Source organism: Pseudoduganella sp. S-14, from assembly GCF_049913285.1.
GTDB lineage: Bacteria > Pseudomonadota > Gammaproteobacteria > Burkholderiales > Burkholderiaceae_D > Rugamonas.
The window spans coordinates 1,965,091-1,991,473 of the sequence record NZ_CP183991.1; the positions used below are offsets into that span (position 1 = coordinate 1,965,091).

Here is a 26,383-nt window from a genome sequence, read left to right on the forward strand (position 1 = left end):
AAGTTCCTGATGATGGAATCCCGTCTCTTTGCGGCCGCCCTCGCGGCCGCCTTTTTCTGCGCACCGGCTTCTGCGCAACTGCGGCCCATGAGCGACGACGACCTGTCGCGCGCGCGCGGGCAGGGCTTGCTGGCAGTGAGCAACAGCACGCTTGGCGGCTTCGATTTCACGCGCATCGCGCTGGACGCGGACGTGGAAATGAATGCGAGCTTGCGTAACATCCGCCTTGGCGATTACCGCTTTCCTTCGCGCGAGGGGACGGGCGCCGATATCGACATGCCGGCCCTGCAGTTCGGGCAGAACGGCAGCAAGGTTTCGATTACCAATCCGTATTTCGAAGTCGTGTACCGCAACACCGGCGATGCCGGTTCGCCACGCGAAGTGGTGGGCATGCGCATGGGCTTCGACAGCATCAAGGGCGACGTGGGCCTGAAGGTGAACAGCCTTTCCGGTTCGCTGCTGGTCAGCGGCGTGGACGCGAACGGCCAGCCGGCCGCCATCGATTCGCATGCCGATGCCGGCGGCGGCAAGCGCTGGGATGGCGCCAGCTCCCTGGTCGGCGTGCGCGCGGGCGACGCTTCGGGGCCGAGCCGCGATTTCTGGATTTCCGTGCTGAAGTCGGGCGTGCAGTTCCAGGCGCCGAGCGGCACCACGCAGATGCCTGATACCGCGCAGTCGGGCGTCTGGCTCAATTGGCGCGACAAGCTGGTGTCGCTCACCAACCTGCCCGCGGCGCAAGTCCCGGGGCCCGTGGCCCCTGCAGTGACGCTGGCTGCGCCAACCGTGTCGGTGGGGCGCTGATGCAGCGTGCACGCCGCTCCTCGCTGACTGCACTCCCCGCAGCCGCTGCCAGGGCCGCGCTTGTATGCTGGGCGCTGGCGCCTGCGCTGGTGCTGGCTGACGGCCTGCGCCCGCTGAACGACAGCGCGCTGTCGGACGTGCGGGGGCGCGATGGCGTCAGCTTCGACCTGAACGGCTTTTCCATGAATGGCGACATGCGCGTGACCTATACGCGTCCGGACGGCGCCAGCATCTGGGCCGGCAACCCCAGCGCATCGCGCAGCGACAGTGCGACGCCGTTCTCCGATCCCTACCGCTTCGACATCGTGCGCAGCACCAATGGCCTGGCCGACGTCGCGCAGTTCTCCTTGCCGCAAAATGCCAACGGCGAACAGAAATGGCAGCTTGCCTTCGACTTTGGCGTGAATGCCGACGGCATCGACCGCGATGGCGGTTCCATCGTGGTAAGCGACATGGCCCTGTATGGCGGCGGCTGGCAATTTTCCACGCCACGCACGCAGGACGGGCTTGCCCTTGGCGTAGCGATGCGCATGGACATCGGACAGTGGGCGCTGCGCCCGAACGGCCGCGCCAATACGGTGGGCCAGATGGCGCTGGACAACATCCGCATCGGCGCCACCGACGAAAACGGCAGCTTCACCGGCCAGCCCTGGATGATTGCCGACGTTGCACGCCAGCCCGCGCTGGTCAATGCGCTGGCCGACGAGAACGGCCCGCGCCTGCACATCGGCATCGGCGCGCCGGATGCGCAGTACGGCACCGGCCAGGCAGCCAGCGGGGGCATTGAAATCGGCAAGATCAGCTTCACGTCGCCCAGCGGCAACGTGGACCTTGGTTCTTCCCGCATCGGCAATATCCAGATCAACTACCTCGATATCAAATTCCGCCAATGACGAGACTTGCCACGCTACTGCTGCTGGTCCCGGCCTTGCTGCAGGCCGCCCCCTCCCGGCCGCTCGACGACAGCGAGCTTTCCGGCGTCAGCGCCCGCGACGGCATCAGCTTTGCCGCCCATGTGGTGGTGAACGATCCGACCCTGGTGGGCGCCGTGACCGATAGCCGCCTGTCGCTGGGCTTCCACGATGGCGGCCAGCCGCGCTATATCGTGCTGCGCAATGTGCGCGGCACGGTCGACATGTTTGCCATTGGCCTGAACGTACAAGCCCGCCCCGACGGCAGCGGCGATTACATCGCCATCACGTTGCCGTCGCAAATGCGCTACACGAACTTCGGCTTCGAATCAATGAGTGTGCAGAACGACCCCAACGCCGCAGTCACCGGCAACCTCGGCAGCGTCAATATCAACGGCAACCTGCAAATGCAAGGCGAGTTCCGCATGTGGGCGCATTAATCGCGGCGCTCGGTCGCGAACAGCAGCAGCGCCAGCAACGGAAACAGCAGGCCCGCGACTAGCACGCCATGCCAGCCGTAGTGAGCCCAGGTCCAGCCGCCCAGCCAGGAACCGAATGCGCCGCCGGCGAAGAAGATCGAAATGTAGACGCCATTGAGCCGGCTGCGCATCTCGGCACCGAGCGCGAAGATTGCGCGCTGGCCGACTACCAGGTTGGCGGAAGCGCCCATGTCCAGCACGATCCCGCACAGCACCAGCAGCACAAGCATGAACTGGCGGCTGCCATGCAGCAGTAGAGGCGCGGCGAACGCCACGGTGGCAGCCAGCAGTGCGAACAGCGTGGTCGAACGGCTCTTGCCCTGGTCGGCGCGCATGCCGGCAATCGGCGAGGCAATGGCGCCCGCCACGCCCAGCAAGGCGAAGATGGCAATGCCGGTTTGCGACAGGCCGAACGCCGGGCTGGCCAGCACCAGCGGCACCGTCGTCCAGAACAGGCTGAAGGCGCCGAACATGCACGCCTGGTAGGCGGCACGGCGGCGCAGGACCGGGGTGGTGCGCAGCAGCGTCCACATGGACGCCAGCAGCGCGCCATAGCGATAGCCGCCTTCCGGCCGGCGCTGCGGCAAGCGAAGCTGCAGTACGATGGCCAGCACGCCGATGGCGGCGGTGGAAAAGTAGAAGATCGCATGCCATCCCAGGGCATCGGTCACCAGGCTCGATACGGGCCGCGCCAGCATGATCCCCAGCAGCAGCCCGCTCATTACCGTGCCTACCGTCTGGCCACGATGTTCCGGTGCGGACAGGTGGGCGGCAAACGGCACCAGCACCTGCGCCGCGGCCGAACAAAGTCCGATCAGGAAGGCCGCCGCGAGGAAGGTCGCGGCGTTGCCGGCCATCGCAGCCCCTAGCAGCGCGACGGCCGTGCCGCCCAGGAGGGTGACGGTCAGGCGCCGGTTCTCCAGCAGGTCGCCAAGCGGGACGATGAAGGCTAGTCCAAGGCAGTAGCCGATCTGCGTCAGCGTGACGATCAGGCCCGCGGCGCCGGGTTCGATCCCGGTGGCGCGGCTGATCGGGCCCACCAGCGGCTGGGCGTAGTACAGGTTGGCGACTATCAGGCCGCTGGCGACAGCCAGCAGCAAGATCATGGCTGGGGTGATGTGGTGCTCTTGTTTCATGGCGCAGCAGGATAGCACCGAAACAAAAAGCCTGCTGGTGGGTTAATATTTCCAAATGAAAGCCATTTCCGCCATCGTGTTCTCCCTGCTGACCGCTGCTTCGGCGCGCGCCGAAAAAGTAGTCATGCTGGTCGATACAGGGACAGAAATGCCGATGGCGGATATCCGCGGCGGCGAAGTCGTTGGCGGCATCCACAAGGATCTGGCAGAAGCGCTGGCGCAAAAAATGGGCCGCACGGCGGTTACGCTGGCCATGCCGCGCAAGCGCATCTCGATGGCGCTCGAATCGGGGCAGGGCGACGTTTTGTGCATGTACCTGCCCGAATGGCTGCAGGGGCGCTTCGGCTGGACGCAAGCCTTCATGCCGCAGACTGAAACAGTCATTACCTCGCGCACTGTGGCGCCGCCTCAAAGCCTGCTTGACCTGTGGGGCCAGCCGATCGGCACCGTGCTTGGTTTCCAGTATCCCGAAATGGAAAAGGCGATTGGGACAGGCTTCGTGCGCGCCGACGCGCACTCCAACCTGGCCAACCTGCGCAAGCTGGCGGCCGGCCGCCTGCGCCACGTCGCCACCATCAAATCGTTCTACGATTACCAGCTGCACAGGGGCGAGAAAATCAACGTCCATGAACCGCTGGCAGTGCGCAGCTACTATACGCGCTGCGCCGTGTCGGAAAAGGGCCGCGTGGCCCTGGCCGAAGTCGACGCCGCCATCACCCAGCTGGTGCGCGAAGGCGCCATCAACAAAATCCTGTCCAACTACCAATAGCACAATGATCAAGAGACTCGCACTAGCCACCGCGCTGGCCTTTGCCACCGCCCATGCCGCAACGCCTCTCAGCAGCGACGCCACCGCAGCCGCACGCCACGCCCGCCAGGCATATGGAGAAAAGGTGATCGACAGCCTGGCCAATATGGTCAGCTTCAATACCGTGGCCGACGACAAGGTACCGTTCGAGAAGAACCCCCAGCACATCGGCTTCAAGCGCTTCATCAAGGAAGAAGCCAGGCACCTGGGGCTCGATTTCACCGACCATGGCTACATCATGGTGGTCGGCCTGGGCGAAGGCAAGGAACGGGTCGGTGTGATCACCCACGGCGATGTGCAGCCGGTCGACCCGAGCAAGTGGAAGCAGTCGCCATTCAAGCTTGATCGCACCAGCGAACCGGGCTTGCTGCTGGGACGCGGCACCGAGGATGACAAGGGCCCGATCGCCACCGCCATGTATGCGATGAAGGCGATCAAGGACCGCAATGTGCCGTTGAAAAAACGCATCGAACTGTATATCTACATGGCCGAGGAGTCGGACTGGTCGCAACTGGAAGCCTTCCTCAAGACCCATACGCCGCCGCAGACCAACATCACCATCGACGCCGAGTATCCAGCGGTGACGGCCGAAAAGGGCTGGGGCGCCGTGCGCGTGACCTTGCCGGACATGGCGGCGGCGCCGGGCAGCGGGGCGCTGGTGACAAGCTTCACCGGCGGTTTCTTCGACAGCCAGATCCCGGAAGATGCGCGCGCCGTGATCGACAATGCCGACGCCGCGCTGGAGACGGCGATCCGCACCCGCGCCGCGCAGCAGAAAGGCATGCGCTACCAGTACGCGTGGCAGGGAACGCGACTGACCGTCACCGCCAAGGGCCTGGCCGCCCATTCTTCCAAGCCGGAGGACGGCGTGAACGCCATCGCCATGCTGGCCGATGCGCTGGACGTGCAGCACTGGGGCGCCAGCCAGGCCGGCATGATGGTCGATTTCGTCAACGACATGATCGGCACCGGCGTGAAAGGTGAGAAGTTCGGCAAGATTGCCTACAGCGATGACTTCATGGGGCCGATGACGGTAGCGCCGACCACGTTGAAGGCCAGCGACAAGGGGCTGGTCCTGGGCATCAACCTGCGCCGCCCGCGCGGAAAAACAACAGCCCAGCTGACGGCGGAAATCAATGAGGCCTTTGACGCCTGGAAGGCGGAAAACCAGCCGCGCGCGACCCTGGCCGCGCAGATCGGCGAGCCGTGGGTGCAGGACACGGCGCCGCAATTGCCAACCCTGATGAAGGTGTTCTCGCACTACACCGGCATCAAGGATCCCCAGCCGATCGCCATTGGCGGAGGCACCAACTCGCGCCTGTTCCCGCGTGCAGTGAGCTTCGGCCCGACCATGCCGGGCAAAGTCTATACCGGCCACTCGGAACATGAGTTCATAACGGAAAAGCAATTACTTCTCAACCTGGAAATGTACACCGCCGTCCTGGTCGAGTTGGCGAAGTAAATCTCGACATTGTTGGCGAAACGAGTATTGCTTTACGGCAGCAAATGACCTTACCATGGGCAACAAGGCTTTCGCACCGGAAGCCTTCAGCCCATGCCTGGCTGCGCTACAGGCATCCCATGAAAAGATGCCATGTTCCGCAAGCTTGTCTTCCTGACTGCATTGTCATTTTCCCTGTCGGCACACACCATGGATATGAGTATCCCGCCGGCGAATTCCGCCGCGCCTGCCGATGCCATCCAGGTCAACGACGTGCCGCGCCGCGGCACGCTGTACCGCGTGCATCACGAAGGCAAAACTTCTTACCTGTTCGGCACCATCCACGTGGGCAAGCAGGATTTCTTCCCTTTAGAGCCTGAAGTCACGGAAGCGCTGGCCAAGTCCAGTTCGCTGGTGCTGGAACTCGACGTGCGGGCCAGCGGCCCTTATTATCGCGCCCTGGAACGGCATGGCCAGTACCCGGCCGGGCAAACCATTCGCGACCACTTGTCGCCCGCCGCCCTGGCCAGGCTGCAGCTCGCGCTGGACAAGGTCAAGCTGCCGCTGTCCAGCGTCGAGCATTACCGCCCTTGGGTGGTGGCGAATATCCTGGTAGGACAGGAGATCGAAAAGGGCGGCTTCAACCGCGGCCTGGGCGTGGAAGGCTATTTGCTCAGCAACGCCACGCGGCAAAAGAAGCCGCTGCAGGAACTGGAAACCGCCGATTACCAGCTTGGCCTGTTCGGCTCACTGAGCGATGCGCAGCAGGAATCCTACCTGCTGGAAAACATCGCCGATATCGACAGCGGGGCAGCGCTGCGCAAATCGGCAGGCCTGGTGGACGCATGGGGCGCAGCCGATGCTTCCCGCATCGCGGCGCTGACGCGGGAGTTGACCACGGGCGACACGGTGTCCGCCCGCTTCATGGATCGCACCTTGCTGGGCAAGCGCAATCCGGAAATGGCAGCCAATATTGAAGCGATCATGCGCAAAGGCGATGCCTTCATCGGCATCGGCCTGTTGCACCTGGTTGGCGACAAAGGCGTGCCGGCCTTGCTGCGCCAGCACGGCTACCAGGTCGAAAAGGTCTACTAATATTTCGGGCTGGTGCTCAGCGAGCCGTTCGAATAGCGGACATTGTCGCCCACGCGATAGCTGGGCATGCTGTCCACATTCACGGTCTCGATGGAGCCGTCAGCCTTTTTCACGGTGATGCGGTAACCGCTGCCGCTGCCGGCCGCTGCTGCGCCAACTGCACCGCCTGCCGACATCGAACCTGCCGGGTCGATCGATTGCACCACGCCATCCCAATTGCCGGCAAGCGGGCTTCCTTCCGAAGCGCTGGCCGTCGAGGTGCTGGTGTCCTGATCCATGCTGGCGGTTTTCTTGCTGCTGTCATGGGCGCAGCCCGCCAGGGCCAGGCTCACCAGCATGATTACGGAAAGTTTCATACATCCTCCATAAGAAGCCCACGTAAGGTCTGCTCGCCGGGGAAGTGTACGCCGTTCCGTCAACGGCCGACGCACGTCAAGCGGCAGGGCGCTTGCGCAAGCTCCACAAGGCCCACATCAGCGTCGATGCGATGATGGCGGCCGACATGTCGACCAGCCAGTCATCCACCGAGCCGTGGCGGTAGGGGAAGAAGGATTGAACGAATTCATCGATGGCGCCCATGGCGGCGATGCCAAACACCGCCTTCAGTGCGCGCTGCGCCGGCTCGCCCTGGCAGCCGGTGAACAGCATGAAAGCCAGTACCGAATAGCCGAAGCTGTGCAGCACCAGGCCGCTGGCATATTCCGCCGCTTCGGCACGGGCGCCGGGAATCGATCCGATGATGCAGTTAAGTACAAAGAGGGTAATGGCGCCCCAGAAACGCAAGCGTGCGTGGGCGTCGCTGAGGAACAGCAGGGTCAGGAATTTTTGCATGGGTGGGAAGATACCACGGAAGCGGTTGCGCCGGCACAAGGCCGGCGCACCTTCTGGTGCCACGCATATCGATTGCGTGTGCAGCAGATGTGTCCATTATAAGGAATGGCTGTGACAGCACCATGACATAAATCAAGCTTCGTTCAAACTTTAAAGAAAGCCACAGCGTCGAGCAGGATGTCGGCCTGGCCCGCCAGTTCTTCCGCAGTGGCCGCAAGCTGTTCGGCGGCGGCGGCATTGCGCTGGGTGGTTTCGCTGAGCTGGTTGATCGCTTCGCTGATCTGGCTGGCGCCGCTGCTTTGTTCGCGCGAGGCCGCGTTGATCTCTTGCACCAGCTCGGAAGTCTTGCGGATGCCGGGCACGATTTCCTTCAGCAGCTTGCCGGCAAGGTTGGCCACGGCCACGCTGTCCTGCGCCACGCCGCTGATCTCCTGCGCAGCGGCCTGGCTGCGCTCGGCCAGCTTGCGCACTTCCGCTGCCACCACGGCGAAGCCCCGTCCATGTTCACCGGCGCGGGCGGCTTCGATGGCGGCATTCAGCGCCAGCAGGTTGGTCTGGTAGGCGATATCGTCGATGATGGCGATTTCCCTGGCGATCTGCTGCATCGCCGTCACGGTGCGCGCCACGGCGTCGCCGCCTTCATCCGCGTAGCCGGCCACGCGTGCCGCCATCTCGTCCGTCACGCGCGAGTTCTCATGGTTCTGGAAAATCGACGCGCTCATTTCTTCGATTGAAGCGCTGGTCTGTTCCACGCTGGCTGCCTGCTCGGTGGAACTGGTGCTCAGGGCTTGCGCCGTGGCGCTGGCCTGTGCTGCCGCATTGGCCAGCGTATCAGCCGACTGGCGCACGCTGGTCACGGTGGCGTGCAGGCGCTGTGCCATGTCCTGCACCATATAGGCCAGGCTGCGGCGGTCGTCCCGACGCAACTGCATGCGCTGCCTCAGGTCGCCCTGTGCGACTTGCTGCAATACCTGGCATACCTCCGATGGCTCGCCGCCGATCTGGTAAATCAGGTGGTGGCTGATCGCGTAGCCGACCAGGATCGCCAGCGTGGCAATGGCGATGATGCCGCCGGTGAGCAATTGGCGGGTCTTGTTTTGCTCATGCAAACGCTGTTCGATGTGGGCCGACAGCAGGGCGAAGGCGGTATCGTTTGCGCTGAATTGCTGGTCGATGGCGCGCGTGGTGGCGGCGATGTAATCCGGCGCGGCGTAGTCCAGCGTATTGGCCATGACGATGCGGGTGCGCGCCAGTTCCGTCACTTCGGCGGCGGCAGCGGCAGCGGCGGTGACGGCAATGTCCAGCTTCTGCATCAGAACAGGATTGGCGGCATAAGCCTTGCCCATGGTGCGCTGCATGCCGGCGCTGGAATGGCGCGCCTTGCTGAGCAGGCCGTACATGATGGCGCGGCCTTCGATGTCGATCTTGCGGGTGGCCAGGAAGCCGGCGCCGCGGGCACGCATCTGTCCCAGGTCTTCGGCCACGCGCGGCAGGTCGAAATACGTGGCGCGCATCAGGTAGTAGGAGTCGGCGTCGGGATCGAGCGAGAGGCCGGACTGGTCGGCCAGCTGTTCGATGAAGAGCAGGGTGAATTCGCACAGGGCGGTATGGCGCTGGTAGCTCTCCACCGTGGCCAGGCTGCGCGCGCTGACATCGCGTGCCAGGGCGCTCCACTCGTCGCGGATGCGGGCGAACATTTTGCGGTCCTGGCCATCGCCTTCGGCCAGCATGGATGACATGCCAAGCAGCAGGCGGTTGACTTCGGCCTCCTTGGCGCTGCGTTCACTGGCGAGCTGGCCGGCGCCGACGAAGGCTGCCGACAGGCCACGGTGCTGCTGGATGCTTTGCAGCAGGTCGAGCGCCTGGGCGCCCGGTTTGAGACCGGTCTGCTCGACGGCGGAAAAGTGGAGGCTGCGGCTGTTTTCCGATAAGAACAAGTAGAACGGTGGCGCGACCAGCACCACGGCAATGATGCCCAGCACTACAAAGCGTTGCCATAGTTTCATCCTATCCAGCAGGGTGGCCACCGCGTTCTCCAGGATTGGCAGGTCTGATCAGTGTAGCCGGGATTCGCAGGGCCCGGCAAAACCGCGCTGCAAAGATGCATGAAACTCGAAGCCAAGAGGTGAGCCTTGAAGGAGCCGGGTGTCGTTCCGTGATCCGTAAGAACAAAAAAAAAGCCCGCTGGTTAAAGCGGGCTTAAACTATTTTCTTGGAGGAGAATAGTGGAGACATGTGCAATTATGGTGCGCCGCCACATATTAGTCCAATTTTTGTTTTCGATAATCGTTATTCAGATTTTGTATAACTAATCTTTTACTGGTACAACGTAGTTCAGCGCCATGCGGCCACCATCAACGAAAAGCGTCTGTCCAGTCATGTAGCTGGCATCGTCGCTAGCGAGGAAAGCGCATATCGAAGCGACCTCTTCCGGCTCACCGCAACGCCCCAAAGGAGTGCGCGACAAAATGGTGCGTTTTGCTTCCGGGCTGGCCAGGACCGCCTGTTTTGCCAGTTCGGTCAGGATGGTGCCGGGGCCAATGCCGTTGACACGGATGCCATAGGGCGCAAGGCTCAGCGACATGACTTTGGTCAACTGGTTCACGCCGCCTTTGGAGACCACGTAAGGCACCTGGTCCGGGATTGCCAGTTCCGAGTTCACGCTTGACATATTGATAATGCAGCCGCTCTGCTGCTTGACCATTTCGCGTGCCACTGCCTGGCCGCACAGGAACATGGATTTCAGGTTAATGCCAAGCACGCGGTCGAAATCGGCTTCTGCCAGGTCGAGGAAGCTGCATTTGTGGGTCACGCCGGCGTTGTTGACCAGGATGTCGATGCGGCCGAAGGCAGCCAGGGTGGCAGCGACCAGCGCGTCCACGTCGGCTTTCTGGCTGACGTCAGCGGTGAAGAAGCGCGCCTGGTCGCCCAGCGCTTCGGCAGCCTGGGCCCCTTCCGGCTTGATGTCCACCAGCATGACCTTGGCCCCTTCGGTAATGAGGCGCTGGGCGCAGGCCAGGCCGATGCCCTGGGTTGCGCCGGTGACGATGGCTACTTTATTCGTTAATTTCATAGTGCTTCCGCGGTTCGGTTAGGAAGCTTATTTTAGAGGATGACCGCGTCGTTGGGCAGTTGGTTGGGGCGTGTGCCGTCGGCGGGATAGTGGCGTGCCAACAGTGTGTTGAGCTGCTCCAGTGCCGAAAGAGTGGGGGCGTGGTAATCGCCCTGGGCGAAGCCGGTGGTCATGGTGCGGCAGATGGTTTGCCATTCGGTGTCGGCAACCAGTCTGCCGACATGGCGGTCGGCCACGATATCCACTTCGCGCGCAGCGAGGTTGATGTAGATGAGGACTCCGCAGTTTTCCTCGGTATCCCAGACGCCGTATTGCGCGAACAGGGCGCTGGCGCGCTGGCGGTTGCTGACGTTGTTGAAAGCCGAACGGGCATCCAGGCCCGGTTCCACGATCAGGCGCACTTCGGCGCGATGGCGTTGTTCGCCTTGCGTGATGGCTTGTTCGATCGCTTGCAGCGTGGCTGGTGGGAAGGCGCGCTTGCCGGCGCTTGTGCCGCTAGTCATATGCCGCCAGGCGCGCTTGCAGCGGCCGAAGAAACTTGTAGCTTGGGTTGTCATCACCAATCTCCCGAGGCGCCGCCGCCATCGAAGCTGCCGCCGCCGCCGCTGAAGCCGCCGCCGAAATCGCCGCTACCGCCCCAGCTTCCGCCGCCGCTACGGCTTGCCGCGGCACTCAGGGCATTGCCCAGCGCGGCGCCGATCAGCACGCCTGTTGCGTCCGAACCCCAGCCGCCGCGCCGCAACCCCCGGCGCGAGCCGCCGCGCATCATCGGCAGGATGACGAAAACGCCAAACAGCAACAGGGGCAAGAGCCAGCCGGCCGACCAGCCGCCGCCATCGCGCGCGCCACGGCCGCTATCGCCATTGTCCGCACCGCGGCGGCCAGCATGGCCCGTACCGTCATCCGGGCCGACTGGCGACCGGGCATCGCCGCCGCCGGTATCTGCTGCGCCGCGCGCCAAGCCCGATCCGCCACCGGGAATGCCGCCAGCCCCCGCCGCTGCTGCCATGCCGGCCACTCCAGCGTTTCCAGTTGCCGCACCGCCTGCCGCCGAGCCTTGCTGCGTGCCGCCCACCGTAGCTCCTGGCGCCGATCCCGATGCGGTGCGCTGTCCTCCAGCCGGGGCAGGGAAGTGCTCCTTATCAAGCAAGGTCGCGATCGAGCTCACGCCGGCCGCCAGCCCACCGTAAAAATCCCCTTGTCGAAAATGCGGCGCTATCACATCCTGCAGGACGCGCTTGGATTGGGCATCCGTCAGCGTCCCCTGGACCCCGCGGCCAGCCTCAATCCTCAGCCTGCGCAGCGAAGGCGGATTATCCTTGGCCACTACCAGCAGCACACCATCATCAACGCCCTTGCGTCCCAGCTTCCACGCCTCTGCCACGCGAATGCTGTACTGCTCGATCGCCTCCGGCGCCGTGGACGACACCAGCAGGATGGCAATCTGGCTGCCCGTCTTGCGCTCATAATCGGCCAACACCCCATCGAGGGACGAGCGTTGCTGGGCGGTCAACATGCCCGCCTGGTCAGTAACACGGGCTGCATGCGCCGGCACGGCGACGAAGCCATCGGCCGCCTGTGCGCCGGTGACGACAAGCGCAAGCAGCGCCATGATCGCCAGCCCGATCACCACCCTCAGCCACGGCGAGCCAGGCAAGATGGTCCAGCGCCGCGCATGCTCCGCCAGCCCGCCAGTACGCCGCGCCAGGTCGCGATCGATGAGCGGATCGCTCAACCGATCCTCATCGCGGCTGGAAGCCTTGCCGCCGCCGCGGGTATGCCGAGGTGTAGTCGCCATTGCGACTCCTTACTTCTTGTTGAAGTCCACCGTGGGAGCAGTTGAAATGGATTTTTCGTTCTCGACGGTGAAGCTGGGCTTCACGTCGTAGCCGAACATCTTGGCCGTCAGGTTGGTCGGGAAGCGCCGTGCCAGGACGTTGAAGTCCTGCACCGAGGCGATATAGCGCTGGCGTGCCACGGTGATGCGGTTCTCCGTGCCTTCGAGCTGCGATTGAAGGTCGCGGAAACTGGCATCGGCCTTCAGCTCAGGGTATTTTTCAGCCACCACCATCAGCCGCGACAGGGCATTGGTCAACTCACCCTGGGCCTGCTGGAATTTCTGCAGGGCTCCCGGATTATTCAGTACTTCCGGCGTCACCTGCACACTGGTGGCCGAAGCACGGGCCCGGGTCACCGCCTCCAGCGTTTCGCGCTCGTGCGAGGCATAGCCCTTCACCGTGTTCACCAGGTTCGGGATCAGGTCGGCCCGCCGCTGGTACTGGTTGACCACCTCACCCCATTGGGCCTTGACCGCTTCGTCCTTGGCCTGGAACTCGTTGTAACCGCAGCCGGACAGCAAAACCGTTGCCAGCGCACCCATTGCCAAAAAGTTTCGCATCATTCGCTCCTTGGAACGTATTATCGAAATATACACGCAATTGGCCGGCGGCCATGTGCGGCAGTGCACATACCCGGCCCGTTATAATGTAGGGTTTGCAACGCAAAGAATAAAGAGGCCCGCTGTGACATTTATCGAAAAATTATCCGCTGCCTGGGCAGCCAACGATTCCCTGCTGTGCGTTGGCCTGGACCCGGATATGGCGCGCCTGCCTGCGCAATTCCAGAACAATCCGCAAGGCATTGTCCAGTTCTGTATTGAGATGATCGATGCCACTGCCGACCTGGCATGTTCGTTCAAGCCGCAGATTGCCTATTTCGCGGCAATGGGCGCGGAAGACCAGCTTGAAAAAATCTGCGCTTATGCCAAGGAAAACTATCCGCACATTCCGTTGATCCTCGACGCCAAGCGCGGCGACATCGGCGCCACCGCCAAGCAGTATGCGCGCGAAGCATTCGACCGCTATGGTGCGGATGCGGTGACCGTCAATCCGTATATGGGGTTCGACTCCGTTGAGCCTTACATGGAGTGGAGCGACCGTGGCGTGATCATCCTGTGCCGGACCTCGAATGCGGGCGGCTCGGACCTGCAGTTCCTGAAGGTGGACGGCAAGCCGCTGTACCAGCACGTCGCCAAGCTGGTGGCGGAGAAGTGGAACGCCAACGGCCAGTGCGCGCTGGTAGTGGGGGCTACCTTCCCGGAGGAGCTGGCGCAGGTGCGCGGGATTGTAGGCGATATGCCGCTGCTGGTGCCGGGGATTGGTGCGCAGGGCGGGGATATTCAGGCCACCGTCAAGGCGGGCCGTACTTACAACGGTACCGGCATGATGATCAATTCGTCGCGTGCGATTTTGTATGCGGCTCCGCAAGGAGCGGAAGATTTCGCGGCTGCGGCACGCCGCGTGGCGCTGGAGACGCGCGACGCGATCAATGCGCACCGCGCTTAAAACCGGTAAGTCCGGGTCTGACCCAAGGGTCAGACCCGCCTAAGCTGAGGCCTGTGACTTCGGCCAATCGGGTCAGACTCTTGGGTCTGACCCTGGTTTGCCGGTGTTAGTAGCGTTCCGGCACAATCATTTCGACATAGTCATACAAGGCAGCCAGCACTTCCTGCCCACGCTCATCGGCCTCCGCCCCCAGGCGATCCAGCTCCGAGAACAACTCGTCGACCGTCCTGGCCCCGCCAGCGCCGTCAAACAAGCGCGCCGCACGATGCTGTTCCCAATGCTCATGCTCCTCCTCGGACAAGGTCTGGGGGAAATTGCGCGCACGATAGCGGAAGAACAGTTCGCCCAACCGGTCATCCTGGAAATGCGGTGACGCCGACGCCAGCTTGGCCGGATGCTCGCGCCGCAAGGACTCCAGCAAGCGCTTGTCGCCATTGCTGACGAAGCCGCCATACAAATCCTCATCGACATCCGCCGGCTCGCCGACAGGGCGCCAGAACACCTGTTCCCAGATGGCCGACATGTCCGGCCCTGCTGCAGCACGCGCAGCATGGGCACGCGCCGCCTCCAGGTCCAGGCCCCAGCGCTCGGCCAGTTCCGGCCGCAGCGTCTTCAGGTTCGACACCAGCATCGGCGACTTGTTCAGGTGGATGCTCTTGATCGGCAGGCGCGTCATCCCCTCCGGCATGGCGTCGGCGCGGGTAAACATGCGGATGCGGATCGTCTCCGCATCCAGCGCAAACAGCTCCTGCGGGTCATAAGTGCAATCCCACACCAGCAGCTCATTCTTGTTGGATGGATGCGGCGCCAATGGCCACACCAGCGCAAGGCAGCCGCGCTCCGCCGGGAACATGCCCGACACGTGCAGGAACGGCTGGCGCAACTCGCGCGCCAGGTGCAGCCCGATCTCCTCGGACACGCGATCCTTCTTGTGCAAGGCCAGGCAAAAATCGAACAGCTTCGGATGCTTCTGGCGGATCAGGCGGGCCAGGGCAATGGTCGCGCGCACGTCGGACAATGCATCGTGCGCGGCTTCGTGCACCAGGCCATTGGCCTTGGTCAAATGCTCAAGCTTGAAGCTCGGTTTGCCGCTATCATTAAGGGGCCACTCAATACCTTCGGGGCGCAACGCATAGGTCATCCGCACCACATCCAGCAAATCCCAGCGCCCGCACTGGTTTTGCCACTCGCGAGCGTAGGGATCGATCAGGTTACGCCAGAACAAGAAGCGCGTCACTTCATCGTCAAAGCGGATAGTGTTGTAGCCTACGCCTATGGTGCCAGGCTCCGAAAAAGCCTTCTCGACGGTTGCCGCAAACTTGTGTTCCGGCACCCCCTGCTGTAAAGCTTGCTGTGGGGTAATGCCGGTAATCAGGCAGGCGACCGGGTCAGGCAGGTAGTCGTTGGCTGGTTGGCAGAACAGCATGATCGGCTCGCCGATTTCGTTCAGCTCTGCGTCGGTACGAATTGCAGCAAACTGGGCTGGGCGATCGCGGCGTGGCACGGCGCCGAAAGTTTCGTAGTCATGCCACAGGAAGGTATGGTTACTCATGGTGCAAATGTTGGTTCTCGTTATCGAATGCTGAGGCAAGGAGGACTGCTGTGTCAAATACCATTTCCGTCAATACCCGTGCCACGCCCGCCGCCGCGAGCAACGACACGGCCATTTCGGCGTCCACCCGCGCCAAGATGCAACTGAACGTGTCGATCCTGCAGGAATCGGCCTCGGTTTCGCTGAATTCCGAAAATGATCCGCTGGCGCTGGTCTACAAATCGGCAATTACCTCGATCAACGAGCAGCTTGAGGCCGATTTCGGGCCGGATGCGATCCAGAACGCTACCGGGCAGGACAACTCGCCGGAAGGCACGGCGGGGCGCATTGTATCGCTATCGACCGCCTTCTTCAGCGCTTTCCAGCAACAGCACTCCGAGCTGGAGGGGGATGACGCCCTGAATCGCTTCATGGACACGATCAAGGGCGGCATTGAACAAGGCTTCAAGGAAGCCCGCGATATCCTGAAAGGCCTGAAGGTGCTGGGCGGCGACATTGCCTCCAACATCGACAAGACCTACGAGCTGGTGCAGAAAGGCCTGGATGCCTTTGTTTCGAATCAAAGGCAAGTTTCCTCCACCGACGAATCGCAGAGCGGCCAGATTGCGTAATAAAAGTCGGGGTCAGGTCTGGCCATCCGCCATTACGCGAAGCGCAACGTTCCTCGAGAAGCCAGACCTGTCCCCGACTCTATTTTGCGACTTCAACGCGGTTGCGGCCGGAATCCTTGGCGCGGTAGAGGGCCGCATCGGCGGCGGCGATGAGGGCGGTTTCGTCCTGGCCGGAACCCAGTGCTGCGACGCCGAAGGAACTGGTGATGTGCGGCAGCGGCAGGCGCATGTCGCTGAAGACTATCGCGTCGCGCATGCGCTGGCACAGGCGGCCGGCGACGGTTTCGGCCACCTGCACGTTCGTCTCGGGCAGCACCACCAGCATTTCTTCGCCTCCGTAGCGCACCGCAAAGTCGGTCGGTCGCAAGGCGCTGGTCAGCACTTGCGCTGCGGTGCGCAGGGCTTCGTCGCCTTGCAGGTGGCCGTGGCTGTCGTTGAATTTCTTGAAGTGGTCGATGTCGAGCATGATCAGCGACAGCGGCTGGCCGGTGCCCTGGGCGCTGGCGACCAGTTGCGGCAGGAAGTCGTTCAGCCAGGCGCGGTTATACAGGCCGGTCAGGCCGTCCACCATCGAGAGCTGGCGATAGAACTCGCCAAGTTTTTGGCGCTTGCGCATCTGCGCGTTGGCGGCGCGGATGCGGAAGGAAAGCAGGCGTAATAGATTGCGCGCTACGCCGTTGGCGGCGTCGATCAGTTCCCACGCCAGTTCCGATTCGATTACCAGCAGTTCGCTTTGCTCCAGCGCGGTAATCGCGGCCTGGTTGGCTTCTTCGTCGAGCACGGCCTGTTCGCCGACGCTCTCGCCGGGCAGGACTTTGCTGATGGTGCCGTCGGACATACCGGTACTCATATCGGCCGCCACCGATAAGGCGCCGCGCAGTACGATGTACAGGCGGGCGCGCTGCGGGTCAGAGACCATTTCGCCTTGTTCGACCTGCACGATCGGGCAGTCCTTCAACAATGGTGCGATGCGCAGGCTGTCGGCGCCGCGGAATAGTTGCAAGGCCTGGATCTGGTAAGCGGAAGTGCCGAAGGTGCCAATCGGTTTCAAGATGAACTTTCTTACTGCGGTATCAACAGGTGTTAATGATAGCCTAAGTGTGGTTCAATATCGGCCATGACTTTTACCGACATCCTGGGCCAGCAACATGCGGCCGCTCCAAACGCGCGCATCGTTTCGCTGGTGCCTTCGATTACCGAGCTTCTCTGCGACCTGGGCTTGGCGCCGCAACTGGTGGGCCGAACGGGTTTCTGCATCCATCCGGCGGACGTGGTGCGCAATATCCCGAAGGTCGGCGGCACCAAGGACGTCAACATCGAAAAGATCCGCAAACTGGCGCCGACCCACCTGGTGGTGAACATCGACGAAAACGAAAAGCCTACCGTCGACAAGCTTGCGGAATTTGTGCCGAATATCGTGGTCACGCATCCGATCGAGCCGCGCGATAACCTGGCACTGGTGCAGCTGATGGGAGGCGTGTTCTGTGCGCGGGAGCGCGCGGAGGCCTGGTGCGGCGAGTTCGAACGCGAACTGGCGCTAATGCGAAAAGGCCGCCCGCAGCGCGTGCTGTACTGCATCTGGAAGGATCCGTGGATGACAGTCTCGCGCGATACCTATATCGCCCGCATGCTGGCGCTGATCGGCTGGTCGGTTCCCGGGATCGGCGACGTGCGCTATCCAAGCTTCCAATGGAGCGATGCGCTGGGGCATGACGTGGACCAGGTGCTGCTCTCGTCCGAGCCTTACCGCTTTACGGAAGAACACGTGGACGCACTGGAGCGCCAGATCGGCAAGCCGGTGCAGTTGGTCGATGGGGAAATGATGTCCTGGTACGGCAGCCGTGCCCTGCAAGGTATCCGATACCTGAAAGGCCTGGCCGCCGCGGACTAGGAATTACTCTTCAGCCTCTTCGAAGTCGTGCTGGGACGTGTGGCGTTTGCTATCGTTCAGGCGGCCCAACGCGCTGTCGATGGCTCGTTGCAGCTTGTCTGCTGCGCCGTTGATGGATTGATGCAGGGTTGCGTCGTGGTCGGTGACGGCAATCGGCTGGTAGCCGTTGACGCGCGCCTCGATCATGCAGCGGATATCTCCGTCGGAGGACTTCTGTGCATTGCCTTCGCTGAGGTGGACGTCGACGCGTCCGATGTGCTCGCCGAACCGGTTGAGTGCAGTCTTGACCACTTCTTTCACATGGTCTTCCAGGCCTGCAGTACGTTCGATGGTTTTGTCGGTGTTCACACTGATTTGCATATGCTGCTCCCGTTTGTTAACCAAAACGTGTTGCCACGCGATTTCATCATACGCCTACATCAGCGAAGCCGCCATATTCACAAATAAACCCAGGATAAGAAGATTGAAGAAGAAGCTCAGCACAGACTGGCCCAGCACCAGTTTGCGCATGGCGGGCGCTTGCACCGACACGTCCGAAGTCTGCGCGGCGACCGCAATCGTGAAGGAGAAATACAGGAAATCCCAGTAATCGGGCTGGGTCTCGCCGCCGGGGAATGACAGGGGGCGCTGGCGCCCCTCGCCGTTGTAATACAGGTGGGCGTAATGGAAGCAGAACAAGGTGCCGACCAGGAACCACGAGCCTACCAGCGTCACCACCACAAAGGCGTAATGCAGCCCGCGCTCATTGGCGGGCATGTCGCGCAGGCTGGCCAGTTCGCTGCTGATGGCGATCATGCTGGCGACCGTAGCCACCACCAGGCTGGCCAGGATGGTTGCTGCGCGTTCATCCTGGCGTGCGGCGATGCGCTTCACCTCGCGGTGGTCGGCGCGCATCATCATCCAGCCAACTGTGAACAGGTACATCCAGACCGCGATGTCCCAAGCAGACAGCACGCGCACCAGCGGTTTCCAGTGCGAAGGCAGGAACACCCCCGCCAGGGCGCCGACTGCGATGGCGGCGCTCAGGTGCGGGCGGCTGCGAACGATGTGGTAGCGCATGCGGCCAATCTTACTACTTGTCGTGATGGGGGAAGCGGTCCATGCGCGACAGGACAGGGAAGCGCCAGGCCCAGATGCCCGTCACGGCCAGCGTGGCGACGCCGCCGAAGATCACGGCGCGCGTGAGTCCCAGCCAGCCGGCAGTGACGCCGGATTCGAATTCACCGAGTTCGTTGGAAGCGCCGATGAACACTGCGTTCACGGCGCTGACCCGGCCACGGATTTCATCGGGCGTTTCGAACTGCACCAGCAAATGGCGGACGTAGACGCTGATCATGTCGCCGGCGCCCAGCAGCAACAGGCAGGCCAGGGCGAGAGTGAAGCTGGAGGTGGTGCCGAGGATCACGGTGCAAATGCCGTACACGGCGACGCCACCGAACATCCAGATGCCGACGCGACGGGTAATCGGCCAGAAAGCCAGTGAAATCGAGCACAGTGCGGCGCCAGCACCGGGCGCGGTGCGCAACAGGCCAAGGCCGGAGGGGCCGATGTGCAGCACATCGTGCGCCAGTGCCGGCAGTAGCGCCGTGACGCCGCCAAACAGCACGGCGAACAGGTCGAGCGAAATTGCCCCCAGCATGATGGGGCGCGACCAGACGAAGCGCAGCCCTTCCAGCACGCTGTGCCAGGTGGCCGGCTCCTTGCGCGTGGCCTGCGGGGCGGGACGGGTCAGGCACATCAGCACCACGGCCATCAGCAGCATGACGGAAGTGACGGCGTACACCGTGGCCGGGCCATTCACGTAGAGCAGGCCGCCCAGCGTCGGGCCGAGGATCACGGCGACCTGGAAGGTCGAACTGTTCAGGGCCACTGCGCGGCTGAAGTCTTCGGTGGGGACCATGTTGACCAGTACGGCCTGGCCGGCGGGGCTCGAGAAGGCGCGCGCGCTGCCGTACAGGACCAGCACCGCAAAGATGGGCCAGACGGATTCGAAGCCGCTGTGCGTGTAGCCCAGCAGCGCCAGTCCGCACACCAGTTGCGCGCCGAGGCAGGTGGCAATGATGTTGCGGCGGTTGTAGCGGTCGGCGGCATGGCCGGCGTACAGGATCAGCAGCAGGAAAGGCGCGAATTGCGCCAGGCCGATCATGCCGAGGTAGTACAGGTTCTTGGTCTGTGCATAGACTTGCCAGCCGATGGCGACGTTCTGCATTTGAACGGCGATGGTGCCGAGCAGGCGAGCTGACAGGTAAAAGGCGAAGTTGCGGTGACGGAGGACGGAGAAGCCGTTGGATGACATACGTTTGCGTGCTTGGGGAGCCGTGGAGCGCTGCGCGCCCCACGGCACGCAGCGCGGGGGAAATCTTAAGGTTGCTGGAGATCCGCTTCGGACGTGAACGCGTCTGCAAAGAACTCGTCTTCCGGCAGCTTGCAGTCCTTGACGAAATCGCGTTTGGCCGATTCAACCACGATCGGGGCGCCGCAGGCGTAGACCTGGTAGCCCGACATGTCCGGCAGGTCGTCGATCACGGCCTGGTGAACGAAGCCGGTGCGGCCGCTCCAGTTTTCTTCCGGTAGTGCGTCGGAAACCACCGGCACGTAGTTGAAGTGGGACAGTTCTTCCGCCCATTGGCGGCACAGCGCGTCCATGTACAGGTCTTGAGGGCGGCGGCCGCCCCAGTACAGCGTCATCGGGCGCTTGGAGCCGCTGGCGCGTTCATGTTCGACAATGGCCTTGATCGGCGCGAAGCCGGTGCCCGAGGCCAGCAGCACCATCGGCTTGACGGAATCGTCGCGCACGAAGAAGGTGCCCAGCGGGCCTTCGAAGCGCAGGATATCGCGCTCCTTCATGGTGCTGAATACCTGGTCGGTGAACAGGCCGCCCGGCATGTGGCGGATGTGCAAGGTGATCGCGCCGCCTTCCGGTGCGGTGGCAATCGAGTAGGCGCGGCGCTTGCCGTCGCGCAGCAGGAATTCGAGGTACTGGCCGGCTTTGTACTGGAAGGTTTCGTTGGCAGGCAGCTGCAGCGTCAGCACCATCACGTCCGGCGCCATTTTCTCCAGCGAGTTGACGCGTGTCGGCATTTTCTTGATCGGGAATTCGCCGCTGCCGACCACTTCGCGCGCTTGCAGCACCAGGTCGGAATGGGGAATCGCACAGCAGAACAGGGACATGCCGGCCGCTTCTTCTTCCTCGCTCAGGGCGCGGCGCTGGTGCGCCTTGTGGCTGACGGAGCCCGACACCACCTTGCCTTTGCAGGAGCTGCAGGCGCCGTTCTTGCAACCGTAGGGCAGGCCGACGCCAGCGCGCATGGCTGCGGCCAGAACGGTTTCATCGTCTTCGCAGGTGAATTGGTGGCCGCTAGGCTGAACAGTTATTTGGAAAGACATACAATCTTAAAAATGGAAAACAGTAAAAAATTCAACAAGCCGCGCCTGCTGGTCATCGGTTGCGGCGATGTGGGCATGCGTCTGCTGCCTTTGGTGCGCGCGCATTACCGTGTATTTGCCGTGACCAGCCAGCGCGAGCGTTTTGCCGAATTGCGTGCGGCGGGCGCCGTTCCCTTGCTGGCCGACCTGGACCAGCCCGATTCGCTGCGTCGCCTGGCCGGGCTGGCGCACCAGATCGTGCACCTGGCTCCACCGCCGGGCGAGGGTGTGCTGGATCGGCGCACCCGCAATGTGACTGCCATTTTACCTGACCGGGCGCAAGTGGTTTATGTGAGCACCACCGGCGTGTACGGCGACCTGGGCGGGCGCTGGGCTGACGAAACCCAGACCGTTGCGCCTCGCAATGCGCGGGCGCTGCGGCGGGTTGATGCGGAGCAGGTGTTGCGGGCCTGGGCGTGCCGCGCGCAAGGGCGACTGGTAATCCTGCGCGTGCCTGGCATCTATGCTGCGGACCGTTTGCCCATCAAGCGCCTGGAGCAGGGAACGCCCGCGCTGCGTCCGGAAGATGACGTTTTCACCAACCATATCCACGCCGACGACCTGGCGCGTGTTGTTTTGGCGGCCTTGCGTAAAGGATTATGTAACCGTGTGTATCACGCAGTGGATGACACGGAACTCAAAATGGGGGACTATTTCGACATGGTGGCCGATCATTTCGGCCTGCCGCGCCCTGCGCGCCTGGATCGGGCAGCACTGGCGCAGGCCGTGGCGCCCACCCTGTTGTCGTTCATGTCGGAGTCGCGCAGGCTGGCGAACCGGCGCCTGAAGGAGGAGTTGCAGGTACGGTTGCAGTACCAGGATATTGCAGCCGCCTTGAGATGCATCAAGCGCCCGTGATGCTGCCGGCGTTATCTTGTGCCAACGTCTGCCAAGGAGGGCGCCATGTATAGCCACCCCACCAAGGAACAAGTCCGTGCTTACCTGGCCCAGCGCGGCCACGCCCACCTGCCCCCGCCTTCACCCGAGGAAATCAGGCGCCGCCTTGACTGGCGTTCGGAGTACACTCCCATGCCAGCTGCCCTGATGTACCTTCCCCCCGCACTGGCCTGGATCGCGTTTGCCTGGCTCTGCCTGCCGTTTACTTTAGCAATAAACGACCATAAGTAGTCTTTTTGTTAAACAAGATGAATTCCTAGCACAGCTTTGTGCGCTACAATCTATCAAAATCTCACGGCGTTAAGCGAACGGCAATAAAACGGTGTATGATACCGTCCGTGTGCCGAAAATTGCGTCAATAACGGCTTTTTCTGGCGCTCTTTGTCGAAAATTCCGCCAATAATTTTGTTGCGACTGCGCAACACATTGAAAAAGTACCCAGTCATGAGCTCTCTGAAAGAAATTACTGCATCGTCGACCTACAATCCGAACCGCGTTCTGGACGCCATCATCGAAAAGCTGCAACTGAAAAATGACGCAGCCCTGTCCCGCGCGCTGGAAGTTGCTCCACCGGTGATCAGCAAGATCCGTCACAACACGCTGCCAATCGGCGCGACGATCCTGATCCGCATGCATGAAATCAGCGATTTCAGCATTCGCGAACTGCGCGAACTGATGGCGCACTGAGCTGTCGCCCGGATGTAAAAAAACGGCCGCACCTGCTTGCAGGTGGCGGCCGTTTTCATTTGCGCGCTCGATCGGGCTCAGGCAGCGGCCAGGCGAGGACGGGCGGTGTAGAACAGCGACTGCGATGCGGCCTGGGCTTCGGCGCTGACGCGGCCGGAGTAGGCGGTTTTCGCTTCAGCGGCGACGCGGCCGGAGTAAGCGGTTTGCGCTTCAGCCGCCACGCGTCCCGAGTAGGCCGTCTTCGCTTCCGCTGCCACGCGTCCCGAGTAGGCCGTCTTCGCTTCAGCTGCCACGCGGCCTGAGTAGGCTACCGCGACACGGCCGGAGTAGGCGACCTTCGGTGCAGCCTCGGCAGCGACCCGGCCCGAGTAAGCCACTTGCGGCGCGGTTTCAGCCGCGACGCGGCCGGAGTAAGCGACCTTTGGCGCCGCTTCGGCGGCGACCCGTCCCGAATAGGCGACTTGTGGTGCGGCATTCGCGGCGACACGACCCGAGTAAGCCACTTGCGGCGCGGTTTCAGCAGCGACGCGGCCGGAGTAAGCGACCCGCGGCGAAGCCTCGGCAGCGACACGGCCAGAGTAAGCTACCTGCGGCGCGACTTCGGCAGCCACACGGCCCGAATAGGCGACTTGCGGCGAAGCCTCGGCAGCGACACGACCCGAGTAAGCGACTTGCGCGCCCGCTTCGGCAGCCACGCGGCCGGAGTAGGCCACCTGCTGGCCATCTTCATCTGCCACGCGGCCCGAGTACGCAAGCTGGGCGCCATCCGCGGCAGCCTCGGTTGCGACACGGCCCGAATAAGCAACCGCACTGCGGAAATAATCTTCGCCGAAGGTTTCTTCATACAGCTCCTTCATGCGGTTGCCCACGCGTTCGTGCGCCTCTTCATCATCTTCGCCGCGCAGGCCGATGTATGGGAAGTGATGCAGGTAGTAGCCGAACACATTTTCGCAGTCGATGAAATACTTCATCGTGTCGAGGATGTGGTAGTGCCAGAAGATGTCCACGTCCATCAGCGGCGCCGTCTGCTCGTTGGGGAACATTTTCATCAGGTACAGGAAGCGCCGGTATTCGAATTCGATTGCGTTAACCTTTTCCAGCGACCAGCCTTCGCCAGATTCCACATGCATCAGTTTCACCTTGATAGGTTCGAGGTCCAGGTCGGCAATCGCCTTGAAGCTTTCAGCAGAAATCATGAGTGACATCCCTTTATGGTGAGCGAATTTAAGACTGACTGAAGAGAGAGAAGACGCCGTTCTAGGGGGCTGGTGTTGTACTGCCTGGCATCTGAGGCGTTCGGAGTTAGGAACGCGTGTTGATGTAGATCAACTAGCTCAAGTATAGACATGGCCCCCGCTAATGCAAGTAACAATTCAAGCGTGCGCGGATTAAACAACACAGGAATGCTCCTTTCAAATCAATAGCTTGTCGCGCCGCTAAATGTTACAAATGCATTTTTGCTGAGCTATGGAAAGGGAGCTTGATTTGGATCAATGGCGGCAGGCAAAATCCTACCGCGTGGTAAAAATGCCTAAGCGCTGAGGCGCATATCGTCGGCTGGCGCCACGCGGTAGCCGACAGGGACAGCAATGCTGACCGTGGTGCCGCCGTGCGGCAGGCTGTTGATCGAGCAGTTCCCGCCAAGCAGGCTGATGCGCTCCTCGATGCCGACCAGGCCGAAAGAACCGGCCTTGTGCCGGCTGGCCGTATTGATGCCGATGCCGTTGTCGCTGATGGTCATGCGCAGCATGCCATGCGACTGGTGCAGTTCAACGCGCACCATCGTGGCCGAGGCATGCTGGTGGATATTGCTGAGCGATTCCTGCAGCACGCGGAAGAACGCGGTTGCGCAATGATCGTCGACGCCGTGATCGGCCACCGCGTCCTCTGTGAATTCGCACTTTATGCCGGAGCGCAGGCGAAACTGCGCGATCTGCCATTCCACAGCCGCCGACAGTCCGAGGTCCAGCACGTTTGGCCGCAAATCGTTGATGATCTGGCGCACGCTGCGGATGGTATTGTCGATCTGATGCAGCGTGGCGCGCGCCCGCGCATGCAATCGCGGATGGGTTTTTTCAGTGCGCGTGGCGAGGATATCGGCTTCAATGCGCAGGGCCAGCAGGTTCTGGCCCAGGTCATCGTGGATTTCGCGCGCGATACGCTTGCGCTCTTCTTCCTTGATGTGGTCCGCGTGCGCGGCCAGACGGCGCAGGCGATGGTGCGACAGCTGCAGGCGCGCCTGGCTGTCGCGCAACTCGCGCGTCATGGCGCGCGCCAGCTTGACGGCGCGGCGGCGCGAAGAGGCCAGCGTGACAAACAATGCATAAATCAACACGCTGGCACCGAAGCCCATGCTGCCTGCCAGCGCAGGCAGGTATTGATCGAAGTTCGAATACAGTGCGCGCTTCGGCACGCTGAACTGGGCATGCCACGTGCGGCCGTGGAATTGGATCGGCAGCTCGGTGACGAAATGGCTGCCGTCGGCGGCTGGCATATTGGGCTGGCTGTCGAACAGCAGGGTGGCTGGCCTGCCGATGCTGCTGCTATCGCGCAAGACAACGCGCACAGCGCGCACCGGCATTTCACCGAGCGCGGCGTCGACCAGGCGCGGCACGCTGAAGCCCAGGCCTACCGACCCGATGCAAGCCAGGCGGCGTTCCGCGACATTGGTGACCGGCATGCCATTACGGTAAATGGGGATGCGCATTGCCATGCCAACGTGGCTGGGGGCGCTGCGCAAGGGGATGGGCTGGCCGGAACTGCTCAAGGCGCCCTGGTCGCGAGCCGAGAACAGGGCGCCGGCAACGCCCGGCCGTGCTGCGATATCGAGCCCATAACGGTCGCCGAAGCCTTCGAGCGGCTCGATCAGTGTCAGCACCGCGTATTCGGGACGTTTCGCTTCAGGGTGCAGGCGATAGGCGGGGTAGAGGTTGTCTGTGAGCTGGCGCTGGCGGGCTTCCGCCGCCGGACGTTGCTCATCCGTGAAGTACTCGGCGAAGTTGATGTTGTCGATGGCCGGGTAGTTGTGTTCCAGGTCCAGGCCTTGCACGTAGCGGTGGAAGGTTTGCCTGGTGACTTCGCCGCCGGCCTGGAAGTAGCTGGCCGCGGCGCGCAAGACATCGGTATAGGCCTTGATACTGGTATTGATATTGAACTGCGTATTGCGGGCCTGGTTATGAAAGCGGGTGCGCGCTTCGCTTTCGACGGAACGGGTGACAACCGTAAACAGTCCGAGGCCGACGCCCATCGATAGCGCAATGCCCAGCCACCACAAGGGTTTGGACGGAGAAAACAGGCTGAGCTGTAGGCGGGTCATTGCGCGACTATAAGAATTTCTCCTATTCAAGGTCAAGTTGCAAAAACACCACTTTGATTGAAATCAAACTAACAATAAAAAACC

28 protein-coding genes are annotated in these 26,383 nt (G+C 62.4%); 12 read left to right on the forward strand and 16 right to left on the reverse strand.

All coding sequences use genetic code 11. The features are described from left to right. The first annotated feature begins 9 nt into the window (after positions 1–9). From ACN9MZ_RS08940 to ACN9MZ_RS08950, 3 genes are read left to right on the forward strand one after another with little or no spacing between them, the layout of a single operon-like run. The gene (locus tag ACN9MZ_RS08940) at positions 10–801 is read left to right on the forward strand and encodes a hypothetical protein (RefSeq protein WP_426341817.1); all 792 of its coding nucleotides are present in this window, start codon (positions 10–12) and stop codon (positions 799–801) included. Next, complete coding sequence (locus ACN9MZ_RS08945) at positions 801–1,694, forward strand: hypothetical protein (protein ID WP_426341818.1); 894 nt, start codon at positions 801–803, stop codon at positions 1,692–1,694. Before ACN9MZ_RS08940 ends, ACN9MZ_RS08945 begins: the two co-directional genes overlap by 1 nt. Further along, positions 1,691–2,152, forward strand: a complete 462-nt coding sequence (locus ACN9MZ_RS08950) for a hypothetical protein (RefSeq protein WP_426337211.1) — start codon at positions 1,691–1,693, stop codon at positions 2,150–2,152. Before ACN9MZ_RS08945 ends, ACN9MZ_RS08950 begins: the two co-directional genes overlap by 4 nt. Here the strand turns inward: ACN9MZ_RS08950 and ACN9MZ_RS08955 are convergent. Further along, complete coding sequence (locus ACN9MZ_RS08955; protein ID WP_426341819.1) at positions 2,149–3,327, reverse strand: MFS transporter; 1,179 nt, start codon at positions 3,325–3,327, stop codon at positions 2,149–2,151. The two genes, ACN9MZ_RS08950 and ACN9MZ_RS08955, sit on opposite strands and share 4 nt — an antisense overlap. Before the next feature lie 55 nt (positions 3,328–3,382). On the opposite strand from ACN9MZ_RS08955, the gene ACN9MZ_RS08960 reads away from it, so the two are divergent. The 3 genes from ACN9MZ_RS08960 (at position 3,383) to ACN9MZ_RS08970 (ending at position 6,671) form a co-directional block, all read left to right on the forward strand. Then, positions 3,383–4,096, forward strand: coding sequence for a substrate-binding periplasmic protein (locus tag ACN9MZ_RS08960; protein WP_426341820.1), 714 nt, complete (start codon positions 3,383–3,385; stop codon positions 4,094–4,096). Positions 4,097–4,100: 4 nt separating this feature from the next. After that, entirely contained in the window at positions 4,101–5,597 is a 1,497-nt protein-coding gene (locus tag ACN9MZ_RS08965; protein ID WP_426341821.1) for a dipeptidase, read from the forward strand. Positions 5,598–5,729: 132 nt separating this feature from the next. After that, entirely contained in the window at positions 5,730–6,671 is a 942-nt protein-coding gene (locus ACN9MZ_RS08970; protein WP_426341822.1) for a TraB/GumN family protein, read from the forward strand. On the opposite strand, the gene ACN9MZ_RS08975 is transcribed toward ACN9MZ_RS08970, so the two are convergent. From ACN9MZ_RS08975 to ACN9MZ_RS09005, 7 genes are all read right to left on the reverse strand, one after another. Further along, positions 6,668–7,027 carry a hypothetical protein gene (locus ACN9MZ_RS08975; protein ID WP_426341823.1) on the reverse strand — a complete coding sequence of 120 codons (360 nt, stop codon included), beginning with the start codon at positions 7,025–7,027 and terminating at the stop codon, positions 6,668–6,670. The two genes, ACN9MZ_RS08970 and ACN9MZ_RS08975, sit on opposite strands and share 4 nt — an antisense overlap. A 76-nt stretch (positions 7,028–7,103) precedes the next feature. Beyond that, positions 7,104–7,502, reverse strand: coding sequence for a VanZ family protein (locus ACN9MZ_RS08980; protein ID WP_426341824.1), 399 nt, complete (start codon positions 7,500–7,502; stop codon positions 7,104–7,106). Positions 7,503–7,645: 143 nt separating this feature from the next. Further along, positions 7,646–9,508 (reverse strand): methyl-accepting chemotaxis protein, encoded by a 1,863-nt coding sequence (locus ACN9MZ_RS08985; RefSeq protein WP_426341825.1) that lies wholly within the window; start codon positions 9,506–9,508, stop codon positions 7,646–7,648. A gap of 302 nt (positions 9,509–9,810) precedes the next feature. Further along, positions 9,811–10,575, reverse strand: a complete 765-nt coding sequence (locus tag ACN9MZ_RS08990) for an SDR family NAD(P)-dependent oxidoreductase (RefSeq protein WP_426341826.1) — start codon at positions 10,573–10,575, stop codon at positions 9,811–9,813. A 32-nt stretch (positions 10,576–10,607) separates the two neighbouring features. Then, positions 10,608–11,132 carry a TPM domain-containing protein gene (locus ACN9MZ_RS08995; RefSeq protein WP_426341827.1) on the reverse strand — a complete coding sequence of 175 codons (525 nt, stop codon included), beginning with the start codon at positions 11,130–11,132 and terminating at the stop codon, positions 10,608–10,610. Next, positions 11,132–12,373 carry a TPM domain-containing protein gene (locus ACN9MZ_RS09000; protein ID WP_426341828.1) on the reverse strand — a complete coding sequence of 414 codons (1,242 nt, stop codon included), beginning with the start codon at positions 12,371–12,373 and terminating at the stop codon, positions 11,132–11,134. Before ACN9MZ_RS09000 ends, ACN9MZ_RS08995 begins: the two co-directional genes overlap by 1 nt. Positions 12,374–12,382: 9 nt before the next feature. Then, a complete protein-coding gene (locus tag ACN9MZ_RS09005; RefSeq protein WP_426342881.1) occupies positions 12,383–12,973 on the reverse strand; it encodes a LemA family protein in 591 nt (196 codons plus the stop codon). A 124-nt stretch (positions 12,974–13,097) separates the two neighbouring features. Here ACN9MZ_RS09005 and pyrF point away from each other — a divergent pair, with 124 nt between their 5' ends. Then, complete coding sequence (gene pyrF / locus ACN9MZ_RS09010; RefSeq protein ID WP_426341829.1) at positions 13,098–13,919, forward strand: orotidine-5'-phosphate decarboxylase; 822 nt, start codon at positions 13,098–13,100, stop codon at positions 13,917–13,919. A 106-nt stretch (positions 13,920–14,025) separates the two neighbouring features. Here the strand turns inward: pyrF and sbcB are convergent, their stop codons facing one another. Further along, complete coding sequence (gene sbcB / locus ACN9MZ_RS09015) at positions 14,026–15,471, reverse strand: exodeoxyribonuclease I (protein ID WP_426341830.1); 1,446 nt, start codon at positions 15,469–15,471, stop codon at positions 14,026–14,028. A 50-nt stretch (positions 15,472–15,521) separates the two neighbouring features. On the opposite strand from sbcB, the gene ACN9MZ_RS09020 reads away from it, so the two are divergent. Beyond that, positions 15,522–16,082: a DUF5610 domain-containing protein gene (locus ACN9MZ_RS09020; RefSeq protein ID WP_426341831.1), complete on the forward strand. Its 561-nt coding sequence runs from the start codon at positions 15,522–15,524 to the stop codon at positions 16,080–16,082. A gap of 79 nt (positions 16,083–16,161) precedes the next feature. Here the strand turns inward: ACN9MZ_RS09020 and ACN9MZ_RS09025 are convergent, their stop codons facing one another. Beyond that, entirely contained in the window at positions 16,162–17,133 is a 972-nt protein-coding gene (locus tag ACN9MZ_RS09025) for a diguanylate cyclase (protein ID WP_426341832.1), read from the reverse strand. A gap of 66 nt (positions 17,134–17,199) precedes the next feature. Here ACN9MZ_RS09025 and ACN9MZ_RS09030 point away from each other — a divergent pair, with 66 nt between their 5' ends. After that, positions 17,200–17,973 carry a helical backbone metal receptor gene (locus ACN9MZ_RS09030; protein ID WP_426341833.1) on the forward strand — a complete coding sequence of 258 codons (774 nt, stop codon included), beginning with the start codon at positions 17,200–17,202 and terminating at the stop codon, positions 17,971–17,973. Between the two features lie 3 nt (positions 17,974–17,976). Here the strand turns inward: ACN9MZ_RS09030 and ACN9MZ_RS09035 are convergent, their stop codons facing one another. The 4 genes from ACN9MZ_RS09035 to ACN9MZ_RS09050 all read right to left on the reverse strand — a co-directional run bounded on the left by ACN9MZ_RS09035 (position 17,977) and on the right by ACN9MZ_RS09050 (position 21,360). Beyond that, positions 17,977–18,333, reverse strand: a complete 357-nt coding sequence (locus ACN9MZ_RS09035; RefSeq protein WP_426341834.1) for an HPF/RaiA family ribosome-associated protein — start codon at positions 18,331–18,333, stop codon at positions 17,977–17,979. 54 nt (positions 18,334–18,387) lie between these two features. Then, complete coding sequence (locus ACN9MZ_RS09040) at positions 18,388–19,032, reverse strand: DUF1345 domain-containing protein (protein ID WP_426341835.1); 645 nt, start codon at positions 19,030–19,032, stop codon at positions 18,388–18,390. A gap of 13 nt (positions 19,033–19,045) precedes the next feature. After that, positions 19,046–20,269, reverse strand: a complete 1,224-nt coding sequence (locus ACN9MZ_RS09045; RefSeq protein ID WP_426341836.1) for an MFS transporter — start codon at positions 20,267–20,269, stop codon at positions 19,046–19,048. Between the two features lie 65 nt (positions 20,270–20,334). Continuing rightward, positions 20,335–21,360 carry a CDP-6-deoxy-delta-3,4-glucoseen reductase gene (locus tag ACN9MZ_RS09050; RefSeq protein WP_426341837.1) on the reverse strand — a complete coding sequence of 342 codons (1,026 nt, stop codon included), beginning with the start codon at positions 21,358–21,360 and terminating at the stop codon, positions 20,335–20,337. Positions 21,361–21,372: 12 nt separating this feature from the next. On the opposite strand from ACN9MZ_RS09050, the gene ACN9MZ_RS09055 reads away from it, so the two are divergent. The 3 genes from ACN9MZ_RS09055 (at position 21,373) to ACN9MZ_RS09065 (ending at position 22,983) form a co-directional block, all read left to right on the forward strand. Then, a complete protein-coding gene (locus ACN9MZ_RS09055; RefSeq protein WP_426341838.1) occupies positions 21,373–22,257 on the forward strand; it encodes an SDR family oxidoreductase in 885 nt (294 codons plus the stop codon). 45 nt (positions 22,258–22,302) lie between these two features. After that, positions 22,303–22,527 carry a hypothetical protein gene (locus tag ACN9MZ_RS09060; protein ID WP_426341839.1) on the forward strand — a complete coding sequence of 75 codons (225 nt, stop codon included), beginning with the start codon at positions 22,303–22,305 and terminating at the stop codon, positions 22,525–22,527. Positions 22,528–22,740: 213 nt separating this feature from the next. Then, a complete protein-coding gene (locus tag ACN9MZ_RS09065) occupies positions 22,741–22,983 on the forward strand; it encodes a hypothetical protein (RefSeq protein WP_130315086.1) in 243 nt (80 codons plus the stop codon). Between the two features lie 77 nt (positions 22,984–23,060). On the opposite strand, the gene ACN9MZ_RS09070 is transcribed toward ACN9MZ_RS09065, so the two are convergent. Continuing rightward, a complete protein-coding gene (locus ACN9MZ_RS09070) occupies positions 23,061–24,179 on the reverse strand; it encodes a glycine-rich domain-containing protein-like (RefSeq protein WP_426341840.1) in 1,119 nt (372 codons plus the stop codon). 335 nt (positions 24,180–24,514) lie between these two features. Beyond that, positions 24,515–26,299, reverse strand: a complete 1,785-nt coding sequence (locus tag ACN9MZ_RS09075) for a CHASE domain-containing protein (protein WP_426341841.1) — start codon at positions 26,297–26,299, stop codon at positions 24,515–24,517. Positions 26,300–26,383 lie beyond the last annotated feature (84 nt).